This window comes from Pseudomonas fluorescens (assembly GCF_001648775.1).
Classification (GTDB): Bacteria; Pseudomonadota; Gammaproteobacteria; order Pseudomonadales; family Pseudomonadaceae; genus Aquipseudomonas; species Aquipseudomonas fluorescens_M.
This window is the reverse complement of sequence record NZ_LVEJ01000026.1, coordinates 185299-197024: the sequence shown is the minus strand read 5'-3', so window position 1 is coordinate 197024 and position 11726 is coordinate 185299. Positions and strand designations below refer to the sequence as shown.

Annotated in this window: 11 protein-coding genes; 6 read left to right on the top strand and 5 right to left on the bottom strand. The window is 59.8% G+C overall.

Annotated features, from left to right (window positions below):
- Positions 1-4 precede the first annotated feature (4 nt).
- Positions 5-283, bottom strand: coding sequence for a hypothetical protein (locus A8O26_RS23745; RefSeq protein ID WP_064120149.1), 279 nt, complete (start codon positions 281-283; stop codon positions 5-7).
- A 97-nt stretch (positions 284-380) separates the two neighbouring features.
- Positions 381-1988 carry an RNA repair transcriptional activator RtcR gene (gene rtcR, locus A8O26_RS23740; RefSeq protein WP_064120148.1) on the bottom strand — a complete coding sequence of 536 codons (1608 nt, stop codon included), beginning with the start codon at positions 1986-1988 and terminating at the stop codon, positions 381-383.
- Positions 1989-2192: 204 nt separating this feature from the next.
- On the opposite strand from rtcR, the gene A8O26_RS23735 reads away from it, so the two are divergent.
- The 5 genes from A8O26_RS23735 to A8O26_RS23715 all read left to right on the top strand — a co-directional run bounded on the left by A8O26_RS23735 (position 2193) and on the right by A8O26_RS23715 (position 7623).
- Positions 2193-3740: a TROVE domain-containing protein gene (locus A8O26_RS23735; RefSeq protein ID WP_064120147.1), complete on the top strand. Its 1548-nt coding sequence runs from the start codon at positions 2193-2195 to the stop codon at positions 3738-3740.
- Positions 3741-4076: 336 nt separating this feature from the next.
- Positions 4077-5303, top strand: a complete 1227-nt coding sequence (locus A8O26_RS23730) for an RtcB family protein (RefSeq protein ID WP_064120146.1) — start codon at positions 4077-4079, stop codon at positions 5301-5303.
- Between the two features lie 15 nt (positions 5304-5318).
- Positions 5319-6107 carry a nucleotidyltransferase domain-containing protein gene (locus A8O26_RS23725; RefSeq protein ID WP_064120145.1) on the top strand — a complete coding sequence of 263 codons (789 nt, stop codon included), beginning with the start codon at positions 5319-5321 and terminating at the stop codon, positions 6105-6107.
- A gap of 8 nt (positions 6108-6115) precedes the next feature.
- On the top strand, positions 6116-7141 hold the full coding sequence (gene rtcA / locus A8O26_RS23720) for an RNA 3'-terminal phosphate cyclase (RefSeq protein WP_064120144.1): 1026 nt from the start codon (positions 6116-6118) through the stop codon (positions 7139-7141).
- A gap of 152 nt (positions 7142-7293) precedes the next feature.
- Complete coding sequence (locus A8O26_RS23715) at positions 7294-7623, top strand: hypothetical protein (protein ID WP_016987808.1); 330 nt, start codon at positions 7294-7296, stop codon at positions 7621-7623.
- A 57-nt stretch (positions 7624-7680) separates the two neighbouring features.
- Here the strand turns inward: A8O26_RS23715 and A8O26_RS23710 are convergent, their stop codons facing one another.
- A complete protein-coding gene (locus tag A8O26_RS23710) occupies positions 7681-8094 on the bottom strand; it encodes a VOC family protein (RefSeq protein ID WP_064120143.1) in 414 nt (137 codons plus the stop codon).
- A gap of 159 nt (positions 8095-8253) precedes the next feature.
- The gene (locus tag A8O26_RS23705) at positions 8254-8841 is read right to left on the bottom strand and encodes a hypothetical protein (RefSeq protein WP_081265251.1); all 588 of its coding nucleotides are present in this window, start codon (positions 8839-8841) and stop codon (positions 8254-8256) included.
- A gap of 124 nt (positions 8842-8965) precedes the next feature.
- Here A8O26_RS23705 and A8O26_RS23700 point away from each other — a divergent pair, with 124 nt between their 5' ends.
- Positions 8966-10777: an ABC transporter ATP-binding protein gene (locus tag A8O26_RS23700; protein WP_064120142.1), complete on the top strand. Its 1812-nt coding sequence runs from the start codon at positions 8966-8968 to the stop codon at positions 10775-10777.
- Here the strand turns inward: A8O26_RS23700 and A8O26_RS23695 are convergent.
- Positions 10774-11718 (bottom strand): alpha/beta hydrolase, encoded by a 945-nt coding sequence (locus tag A8O26_RS23695; RefSeq protein WP_064120141.1) that lies wholly within the window; start codon positions 11716-11718, stop codon positions 10774-10776. The genes A8O26_RS23700 and A8O26_RS23695 overlap by 4 nt on opposite strands.
- Positions 11719-11726 lie beyond the last annotated feature (8 nt).

Genomic DNA, 11726 nt, shown 5'->3' with positions numbered 1-11726 from the left:
CTGATCAAGGTTTCGGCGCTTTACCGAGGTCTTCCGAGTCGCTTGAAGTGGCTGCATCTTTTGCTGTTTCATGCGACTCGGCGCCGGAGTTTGAGCCCGACGCCTCTTCACCTTTCTTGTCGGCCTTGTCTGCGTTGGATTGAGCTTTGCCGGCCTGATTCACGCCGGGAAGCGCGGTCGGTGGCGCGGTAGACTCGTCAGCAGCCTTCGTGGCTGCCGAGGCGAAAAGCGGGCAGGCCGCGAGCAGGCCTGCCAGGGTGATCGCTGCAATTTTGCTGTTCATGATGGGCGTCTTCCGGTCGAAGCGGATGGTGATTCATTGGAAGCGTCCTACAGGCGAAGGTGCCCGCGGTTGGACGGGCGGTCAATCGCTGCCGTCCTCATCGCGTGAGGTCGATGATCTGGCTCCACTCAAGCCCGAACCGGGCGAGGTATTTCCTCAGTCGATCGGCATCGTTGGGTTGTGCCTTGGCCTGGCGCGATATTCCGAACAGCCGGCGGCCGGCATCGGACAAGCTTTCTGCCTGCCGACATACCTCGATCACGGCCTTCAATTGCAAGCGGTCAAACAGATCCATGCTTTCGGCGTCTCCCGGTAACTCTCCTGAAATCGCCTGCGGTTGCGCCAAGCCCCAGGCATAACGCAGCCGGTCGATCTCTTCCTGCACCTGCGCCTCATCAATCCGTCCGCTGTCGGCGAGGGTCGCCATGCGCGTAATCGACGCCGACAATTCGCGGAAGTTACCCAGCCACGCCGCCTCGCGAGAGCTGGCGAACGCCAGATAACTGCGCCGGGCTTCGAGGTTGAAACGCACCAGTTGCCCGTGTTCGCGGGCGTGGCGTTCCAGCTCGAAATCAATGTTCGGTTCGATGTCCTCGCGGCGGCCGGCGAGGCCGGGCAGGTCGAACGTCCACAGGTTGATGCGCGCATATAAATCTTCGCGGAACAGGCCGTCAGCGACTCGGCTGCGCAGGTCACGGTGGGTGCCGGCAATGATCAGGAAATCGCTTTCGACTTCCTTGTCCGAGCCGAGCGGAAAGAAGCGTTTTTCTTCAATCGCCTTGAGCAGCATCGCCTGTTCGTCTGCGCCCAGTTCGCCGATCTCATCGAGAAACAGCATGCCGCCATCGGCAGCGCGCAACAGGCCGTCGCGAGCATTCTGTGCGCCAGTGAAGGCGCCTTTGACATGGCCGAACAGCGCCGACATTGCGCCATCTCCACGCAAGGTCGCGCAGTTGACCTCGACAAAACGTCCCTGCATTTGGTGGCGACTGCGTTTGAGTTCGTAGATGCGTCGGGCGAGAAAGGATTTGCCGGCGCCGGTCGGGCCGATCAGTAGCATCGGCGCCCTCGAGCGCACGGCCACGCGCTCGATCTGTTCGATCGAGCGGTTGAAGGCGGCGTTGCGTGTGGCGATGCCGGACTTCAAGAACTCCAGGCCTTCGAGGCGCTTGTTGGCGAAGCGCGAAGCGATGCGATCGTAGCGCGACAGGTCGAGATCGATCAGGGCATGCGTGCCGATGGCGTGATCGCTTTCGCTGTTGCGCTTGGCCGGGGAGGTCTGGATCAGCCGCGCCGGCAGATAGCGCGCCTCGGTCAGCAGGAACCAGCAAATCTGCGCGACGTGGGTGCCGGTGGTGATGTGGACGAGGTAGTCCTCGCGCTCGGTGTCGAAATGGTAGGCGGCGGTGAAGTCGTGCAACGCACCGTAGACCTCTTCGAAATCCCATGGGTTGCGCAACGACATCGGGTGCAGGCGCACTTCGGTCTCTGGCGAAACCTGCTGGATGTCGGCGCGCACCCGCTCGGCCAGGCTGACGTCGCGGGCGTCGATGCCGTGAATCAGCTCAAGCCGATTGATCAGCACGTCTTGCTGTTGGCACAAGCCAACGCTGGGGCGCCAATGGCTCCAGCGATTGGCGCCTTTGCCGACGCGATCAAGGGTGGCACCGATAAAACCGATGGCGACGGTGTGCTTGTTTGGCATGTTTATCTCAAAAGATAAAAGACGATATCCAATGATAGTTAATAGGTCGGTGGTTTGTCGTCAACTCATTCGATGAAAAACAAACGAATAAATAAAAACTATATAAATCAATTAGATATGAATTTTTTTCGAAAGAGATCAAAAGCTGGCACAGGCGCTGCAATACCTATCGCAACGAACAGGACAACACAGCGAGACGCCAAGATGGCCAACACAAATCTCTTCAACACGCAATCGAATCACCTGCCGGCCTGCGACACCTTGAATGCTTCCGGTGCCAGCGCTTATGCCTACAGCCCGAAGCACCAACTGGCGCAATTGGCAGTCACCGGTTGCCTGAACCAGACCTTTTACGCCTCCGCAGAAAGTCAGCTGGATCAAGTGCTGAAGCTGGTGGCCGAGCTCGACAGCCGCTTCGTGGCGAAAGCTGCGATCTACGCTCGCAAGAAAGGTCACATGAAAGACATGCCGGCCTTGTTACTGGCGGCATCGACCGCTCAGCGTTCCAGTCTGGTGCCAGAGGTTTTCGAGCAAGTCATCGACAGCGGCAAGATGCTGCGCAACTTTGTACAGATTCTCCGTAGCGGTGCCACCGGGCGTAAATCCCTTGGCTCGCAACCCAAGCGTCTGGTGCAGAACTGGCTGAACAGCGCGACCGAGCGACAACTGCTGCAAGCGTCGATCGGCAATCAACCGTCGTTGGCGGACGTGGTGAAGATGGTTCACCCAAAACCTGCCGAAGCGTGGCGCGAAGCGTTTTTCGCCTGGTTGATTGGTAAACCGGTGGAGGCGAAGGCTTTGCCGGAGCTGACTCGCGATTTGCTGGCGTTTCGCAGCGGCGCGAGTGACGAAGTGCCGGCGGTGCCGTTTCAGTTGCTCGGCAACGAAATACTGAGCAAGGAGCAATGGGCCAATCAAGCCCGCAACATGGGCTGGCAGGGACTGCGCATCAACCTCAACACCTTGGCGCGCCACGGTGCATTTGAAGTGCCGGGTTGCATCGAATATGTCGCGGCGCGGTTGGCCGATCCACAGGAAGTGGCGAAGGCGCGGGTGTATCCGTACCAGTTGTTGTCGGCTTATCGGATGATCGGCGAAAACACCCCGGCAGCGATCCGCGACGCCTTGCAGGAGGCGCTGGAGTTGTCGCTGGCCAACGTGCCCAAGCTTGAGGGCGCGGTGGTGGTTTGCCCGGATGTGTCGGGTTCGATGGGCAGCCCGGTGACCGGTTATCGCCCTGGTGCGACCTCGCAGGTGCGCTGCATCGACGTGGCGGCGCTGGTGGCCGCAGCGGTCTTGCGCAAACAGCCGGCCGCGCGGGTCATGCCGTTCGAGGTTGATGTGGTGGATATCCAGCTCAACCCGCGTGACAGTGTGATCAGCAACGCCGAGAAGCTCGCCGGCATTTTTGGCGGCGGCACCAACTGCTCGGCACCGCTGAAGAGGTTGGCGGACAGCAAGGCCAGGGTCGATACGTTGATCATGGTCTCGGACAACGAATCGTGGATCGATTCGCAGCGTCGCGGCGCCAGCGAGACGATGCGCCAATGGGAGCGGATCAAGAAGCTCAACCCACAGGCCCGGCTGGTGTGCATTGACATCCAGCCAGGCGCTGCAACGCAGGCGGCGGATCGTGATGACATCTTGAATGTCGGCGGTTTCAGCGATGCGGTGTTCGACGTGATTGAGCAGTTCACCAACGGCCAATACAGTGCGCAGCACTGGGTCGAGGCGATCGAAAACGCGTCATGAATTGATTGATCACCGGTGCTGAATGCCGATGGGACTACATCCAAGACGTCTCATCAAGCCCTTGTCAGCGCCAGTGACGGCACGAATGCCTGATGGCTGTACATCTTAGGCCGGTTAAGTCCGGAGCGCGGCTACGCGCAACAGTCATCAACTTTTGTCGTGCCACCTTTTTTGCGGTTATTGGCAGCGAATGCGACAGGCACTCCATCGGAACGCGGGTTCGACTCCCGCCCCGGCAACGGGGGCTCAACTGGCAGAGCCACAGTGTCTGTGTTTTTGTCGCTGCGACTTACAGAACAACGCCGAATCATCGGCCAATGAATAAAGAATGAAGACATGAAAGAACACACTTACCAACTGCTCGAAGTCGCCAACGGCAAACCGATCAAACTCTGGACCGAAGGCGTCCCGGTGGAAAACGAGGCCCGCGAGCAGTTGATGAACACCGCGAAAATGCCGTTCATCTTCAAGCATCTGGCAGTTATGCCGGACGTGCACCTGGGCAAGGGCTCGACCATCGGCAGCGTGATCCCGACCGTCGGCGCGATCATTCCGGCAGCGGTCGGCGTCGACATCGGCTGCGGCATGATCGCCGCGCGCACGTCGCTGACCGCCGCTGATTTGCCGGACAACCTGCTCGGTCTGCGCAGCGCTATCGAGCAAGCGGTGCCGCATGGCCGCAGCTCAAACCGTTCGCGACGCGACAAGGGCGCCTGGGACGAAATCCCGCAGCAAGCCGATCAGGCCTGGGCGGGGCTGCAGCCACGGTTCAAATTGATCACCGACAAGTACCCGAAACTGGCCAACACCAACAACCGTGGGCACCTCGGTACGCTCGGCAGCGGCAACCACTTCATCGAAGTGTGCCTGGATGAAGCCAACCGGGTCTGGTTCATGTTGCACAGTGGCTCGCGCGGTGTCGGCAACGCCATCGGCAACCTGTTCATCCAGATGGCTCAGGCGGACATGCGTCAGCACATCGCCAACCTGCCGGATCGTGACCTGGCCTACTTCGAAGAAGGCAGCCAGCACTTTGATGATTATGTGGAAGCGGTGGGTTGGGCGCAGGACTTCGCCAAACAGAACCGCGAACTGATGATGCGCGCGGTGATTCAGGCGACGCGACAGATTATTCGCAAGCCGTTTGAAGTGGCGCTGGAAGCGGTCAACTGCCACCACAACTATGTGCAGAAAGAGCGGCATTTTGGTGAAGAGGTGCTGGTCACCCGCAAAGGCGCGGTGTCGGCGAAGAAGGGCGAGTTGGGGATTATTCCGGGCTCGATGGGCGCCAAGAGTTTCATCGTTCGCGGTCTGGGCAACGAAGAGTCGTTCAGTTCCTGCAGCCACGGCGCCGGTCGCACCATGAGCCGCACCAAGGCGAAAAACACCTTCACCGTTGAAGATCAGATTCGCGCCACTGCCCACGTGGAGTGCCGCAAGGACGAAGCGGTGATCGACGAAATTCCGATGGCCTACAAGGACATCGACAAAGTCATGCACGCCCAGCGTGAGCTGGTGGAAGTGCTGCACACCTTGCGTCAGGTGGTGTGCGTCAAAGGATAAAAGGAAAAGCAGGTCATGGAACTGGAAGAGCGTCATCCGCTGTGCGCCACGATGCGTGCGCGGGTACTGGCAGAGCTGGCGCGCCTGGAGCGTGAACGCAATGTCACGGTTTTGTATGCCTGTGAGTCCGGCAGCCGGGCCTGGGGTTTTGCCTCGACCGACAGCGATTACGATGTGCGGTTTGTCTATGTGGAGAAGCCGGAGTGGTTCGTCCAGGTCGATGCGCCGCGTGATGTGATCGAACGTCCGCTGGACGATGAACTCGACGTCAGTGGCTGGGAACTGCGCAAGACCCTCGGTTTGTTGCGCAAATCCAATCCGACGTTATTGGAGTGGCTCGACTCGCCGCTGGTTTATCGCAGTGAAACCGCTCAGGTGGCACAACTGCGCGAACTCGCCGAAGCGTTCTACAGCCCGCCCGCCGCGCGCAATCACTACCTGTCGATGGCGAAGAAGAACTTTCGCGGTTACCTGCAAGGTGAAACCGTGCGTTTCAAGAAGTACTTCTACGTGCTGCGGCCACTGCTGGCGGTGCGCTGGATCGACCAGGGCCGAGGGCGGCCGCCGATGACGTTCGCCGACCTGCTGACCACCGTCGACGACCGCGCGCTGCTTGCGGAAGTTGACGAACTGCTGGCCCTCAAACGCAATGCCGACGAGAGCGCCTACGGGCCGCGTCGTCCGGCGCTGCACGGGTTCATCGCCGCCGAACTTGAGCGCGAAGTGCCCACATTACTCAGAACTTCGGAAGACTCGCGACGCCTGGATCGGTACCTCAGGGAAACCGTCGGGTTGTACGCGTAAGGAATGCAATGAAACAGGAAGTGATAGAACTGGACGGTGCCATCGGTGGCGGCCAGGTGTTGCGCAGTGCCTTGAGCCTGTCGATGGTGACAGGCCGGGCGTTTCGCATTAAACAGATCCGCGCCAAACGCAGCCGTCCGGGACTGCTCAGGCAACATTTGACGGCGGTCATGGCGGCGGCCGAGGTCTGCGGCGCGACGGTTTCCGGTGCGCACCTGGGCTCGCAAGCGTTGAGCTTTGAGCCCGGCGCGATTCGCTCCGGCGATTACCAGTTCGCCATCGGCACCGCCGGCAGTTGCACGCTGGTATTGCAGACCTTGTTGCCGGCACTGTTGCGGGCACCAGAGGCGAGTCGGGTGCGAATCTCGGGTGGCACGCATAACCCGCTGGCGCCGCCGACCGACTTTCTCACGCGCAGTTGGCTGCCGCTGTTGCGGCGCATGGGCGCCAACGTCGAGCTGGATTTGTTGCGACATGGATTCGTCCCGGCAGGCGGTGGCGAGATTGAGGTGAACGTGCAGCCGTCGAACCTGACGCGGCTGGACCTGTGCGAACGCGGCGAGGCCATCTCGCAACACGCATCGGCGCTCACTGCCGGGCTGGCACCGACGGTGGCCGAACGTGAGTTGAGCCAAGTGGCCAAGCGTTTGAGTCTGCCGCCTGCGGCGCTGCAACATGTCACGCTCGATCCGGCGCGGGGGCCGGGTAATGTGTTGCTGCTGGAGTACGCATTCGAGCACGTCACCGAGGTGTTCAGCGCGTTTGGTCAAGTGTCGCTACGGGCTGAAAAGGTCGCCGACGCCGCGATCAATCAGGCTGCCGACTGGTTGCGCAGCGGTGCTGCGGTGGCCGAGCACCTTGCCGATCAATTGCTGTTGCCAATGGCGCTGGCCGGTGGCGGCTCGTTAACCACACCACGCATGACCGAGCATCTGCACAGCAATATCGCGGTGATCGAGGTGTTTTTGCCGGTTCGCATCGATTGTCGGGAAGAGGGTGCTGATCGATTACGCGTTGAGGTCAGCGCCAACTGATCGTCAGGCCAAGGGGCGGTGGGATTTCATCAGGAAATCCCATCGCCCTTTTTTACGTCCGCAAAAAACTCGCGAAAGGCGGCAAATTGCTGGCCCCCGGCTTTTCGCTTCCCCGGCAAAATCGCCTTTTTTCAAAAGGTTAGGTTGGCTCTATGCGGACGATTGTCATCACCGTTGCAACGCTTTCCCTGGCTGTTTTCGCGGTGGGAGTGCAGGCGAAAGAGTTGAGTAAAAGCCATCGCTTTGCCTGCACCTGGGGCTCGGACATTGCTGCCGGTGCCCAGCAATCGAAGTTGTCGGGCGTCTCGCTGTACGGCGCACGCAAACAATTGCAGGTGCGTCGCTTCCAGCAGCCGTGGATGCGCATGACCGCGATGGGGATTACCGAGCAAACCTACAACAGCACGTCGAAGCTCAAACCAGCGGCGGTCAAGCAGACCTATTACGAACAATGCGTGCGCCACGAATTGGCCCAGCGTTAATACAAAAAGCCCAACCTGAACAGATTGGGCTTTTTCATGCCTGACGAAATCTCAGCGTCACTTTTCGCTTTCGCAATTGACCATCCACGCCACGCCAAAGCGATCCACCAACATGCCGAAGCGTGCGGCCCAGAAGGTCGCTTCCAGCGGCATGTCGACGCGACCGTCCTTGGCCAGTGCGTTGAACACTCGCTCGGCCTCGGCAATGCTGTCGACGTTCAACGAAATCGAGCAGCCGCTCATGCCTTGAGTCGGCCGATCGGGCGTGGTGTCCGAGGCCATGATCATTTGATCGCCGACTTTCAGGCAGGTGTGAATGATCAAGTGGTGGTGCTCTTTCGGCACATGCTCGGCGGCGGGTGTTTCGCCGAAGGTCATCATGGCCTCGAGTTTTCCCTGCAAGGCTTGCTCGTAAAAGGTGAACGCATCACGGCAGTCACCATTGAAGATCAGGTACGGGTTGATTTTCATGTCTCTGCTCCCGGCAGTCAGGCGCGGAGCGTGGCGGGGGTTCGCCGGGTTCCGCGTTGGGCGGTTAAAACATAGCAGAGCGTTGGACGTCGGGACGGGCAGAGTCTTCCAGACGTTTTTCTTATGAGAAATGCTGGGCTTAGCACTGCACTGGGCTACCTAATCGAAGATGACGCGATCGTTGCCCAGGCAAATTGACAATTGATGGCCTTGTTTATCGAATGCGCAACTCGGCAGCGGCTTTTGCAGGGCGTTGTTTATCGGAAACCCGACAAACACCAGAGCGATCAGCAGTGCCACGACCAACTGACCGATGAGGAGAGGGCGGGACGGTAGAGCGGTGGTCTTGAAGCGCGGGCGCAGGAACAGCCCCAAGGCCACAAAGGCTGCACCGGTCAACATGGCTCGGCCGATTTCGTCTGGACTGACGCTATAGATCAACTGATCCGCATTGTCTGGATAGTTGAGATAGCAAAAGGAGCCAATGCCCAAGGTAGAAACGCCTGCGCCGACGCAGGCAAAAATCGATCCCGGCGCGCGCAAGATCAAGGTCAACAACAACCCCGTCACGGCCATGAGCCAGCCACCGTTGAGCACTAGTCCATTCATGCCGCCCATCAAGGTGCCGCCGACGTCGGTCGGTTTCAATAGCTTCCAGTCAGTGAAAACGATGTGCGCCAGCAGTGACAGCGCGGCAAGCCAGCAGATCAGGTAGTAAATCCATAGAGCTTTGGGGCGGGTTAACACACGCAGTCCTTTTCGTGGTGTCGGGGAGGGCGCCAGTATGCCGAGGAACCTTTGCGGTGTGAAATTCAGTGGTGGCGCTGGAGTACCATGAGCCACTGTCATCATCTGCAGAGCTTATTACCGCATGCCTGATCTATCGCGTATCACCTCTTTGTTTGATCAGGCGCAGCGAGCCATGCGACTGGTCTGGGGAACGTCGCGTGGCTTGTTTCTAGGGCTGGTGCTGGCAACGTTGGTGGCCGGTTTGCTGCCGGCACTGGCGGCATGGTTGGGGCAACGGATTGTCGATGCGGTTGTTGCCGCGATGCAGTTGCACGCCCAACACGGCAGTGCGCCGCTGTGGCCAGTGTTGCGTTATGTGTTGATGGAGGCCGGGGTGTTGGCGCTGTTGTCCGGCACACAACGGGCACTGTCGGTACAACAGTCGCTGTTGCGCGTGCAACTGGGGCAGAAGGTCAACACGCTGATTTTGCAGAAAGCGCAGACCCTGTCACTGGTGCAGTTCGAGAACTCCGAGTTCTACGACAAACTGGTGCGTGTCCGTCGCGAGGCTTCGACCCGGCCACTGGCGCTGGTCATGAAGTCGCTGGGTTTGATTCAAAACCTGATCATGCTGATCAGCTTTGGTGTGCTGTTGGTGCATTTTTCCCCTTGGGCGCTGGTGCTGCTGGTGGTCGGTGCGTTGCCGGTGTTCTTTGCCGAGGCGCATTTTTCCGGGGACGCCTTTCGTCTGTTCACCCGCCGCGCGCCGGAGAGTCGGCAGCAGAGCTACATCGAAACCTTGCTGTCCCACGAAACCTATATCAAAGAGGTCAAGCTGTTCGGCTTTGCACCGCTGTTACTGCAACGCTACCGTGACACGTTCGCCAGGCTGTATGCCGAAGACCGCCGTTTGACGCTGCGGCGCGATGGTTGGGGCTTCGGGCTCGGTCTGCTCGGTACCGCGGCTTTTTACGTGGCCTATGCCTGGGTGGTGATTGATGCCGTGCATGGCCAGATCAGCCTCGGTCAGATGACCATGTATCTGGTGCTGTTCAAGCAGGGCCAAAGCGCGGTGAGCAGCAGTCTGAGTGCGATCAGCGGCTTGTACGAAGACGGCCTCTATCTGACCAGTCTTTATGAATACCTGGCCGAACCGGTTCAGGTCGAAACCGGCCACCTGACGGTCGGGGTCCGCCCGGGCGATGGTTTGCGTTTCGAGAACGTCGGTTTCCGGTATCCGGGTGCCAGTCGGCCAGCGCTGGAAAACATTGATCTGCAACTGGTGCCCGGCAAGAGCGTGGCGCTGGTCGGGGAGAGTGGCTCTGGCAAGACCACACTGATCAAGTTACTGACGCGGCTCTACCGCCCCGATCAAGGACGCATTCTGCTCGACGGCAGCGATTTGCAGGATTGGCAGGAAACCGTGCTACGGCGGCGCATTGGCGTGATTTTTCAGGACTACATCCGCTATCAGTTCAGCGTCGGAGAAAATATCGGCGTCGGCGATACTTTGGCGTTCAACGACGCGCAGCGCTGGCAGGAGGCCGCTGCCCAAGGCATGGCGGCACCCTTCATCGAAGGGCTCGACAAGGGTTATGCCACGCAGTTGGGACGCTGGTTTGCCGGCGGCCAGGAGTTGTCTGGCGGGCAGTGGCAGAAGATTGCCTTGTCCCGCGCGTATATGCGCCGTGATGCCGACATTCTGATCCTCGATGAACCGACGTCCGCCCTCGATCCGGCGGCCGAGGCGGCAGTGTTTGAGCATTTCAGCCAGCACAGCGAAGGTCGCATGACGTTGCTGATTTCCCATCGCTTTTCCAGCGTGCGCAATGCTGACCACATCATCGTGTTGCAACAAGGGCAAATTCTGGAGCAGGGCGGCCACGATCAACTGATCGCCGCCGACGGGCATTACGCGCAATTGTTCGATTTGCAGGCTCGCGGCTACCGTTAAGTGTCCCGCCCGCTGCGCACGGTCGCAGGCCCGGCCACCCGAGGGGCCGGCTTGCTCTGCATCAGGCTGTCGAGCGCCTTGCGGTAATTCTGCCCACCCAGCGCCATGCTGTTGTTATGCGTCGCGCCCGGCACCAACAGCAAACGCTTGGGTTGTTGCGCGGCGTTGAACAGTTGCTCGCTGAAACGCGGCGGCACAAAAGCGTCCGCCAAACCGTGGACCACCAGCAGCGGCATGTGAATGTCGGCGATCTTGTCGATCGAATCGAATTTCTGCGACAGCAGCCAGCGTACGGGCAGTGAGGTGTTGGCCACGGCAGCAGCAACATCGGCCAGCGAGGTGAACGTCGATTCGATCACCAGTCCGCGTACGGGCAACGGCGTTTTATCACGGGCCGCGTCCTGGCCAAGTTCTGCGGCCAGATCGATAGCCACGGCACCACCCAACGAGTGGCCGTAGATCAGGCGTTTGTTCGGATCCGGTTGCAACAGTTTGAAGCGTTCCCACGCCACCCGTGCATCTTCGTAAACACTGCTTTCCGAGGGTAAATCACCCTTGCTCTGGCCGAACCCGCGGTAATCGATAGCCAGCACCGAGTAGCCCGCTGCGCGCAATTGCTCGATGCGGAACAACTGTCCGGTCAGGTTCCAACGCACCCCGTGCAGATAGAGAATCGCCGGCGCATTAGCCTTTTCCGCCGGCCACCACCAGGCGTGAATGTTTTCCCCGGCCTTGAAACTCTTCGGTTGCAGATCGAGTTCCTGCACGCTGCCGGGTAAGCCGTGATACCAGCCGGCCGTCCCCGGTTCGATGCGAAACAGCAGTTTGCGCTCGGTGTGTTCCAGCACGGCACAACTCGTCGGCACGCCGATTATCAAAGCGGCCATGCAGGCGAACACCAAACGACGGCGGCGCAGACGCGTCATGAAGGACAGGAACATTAAACGTT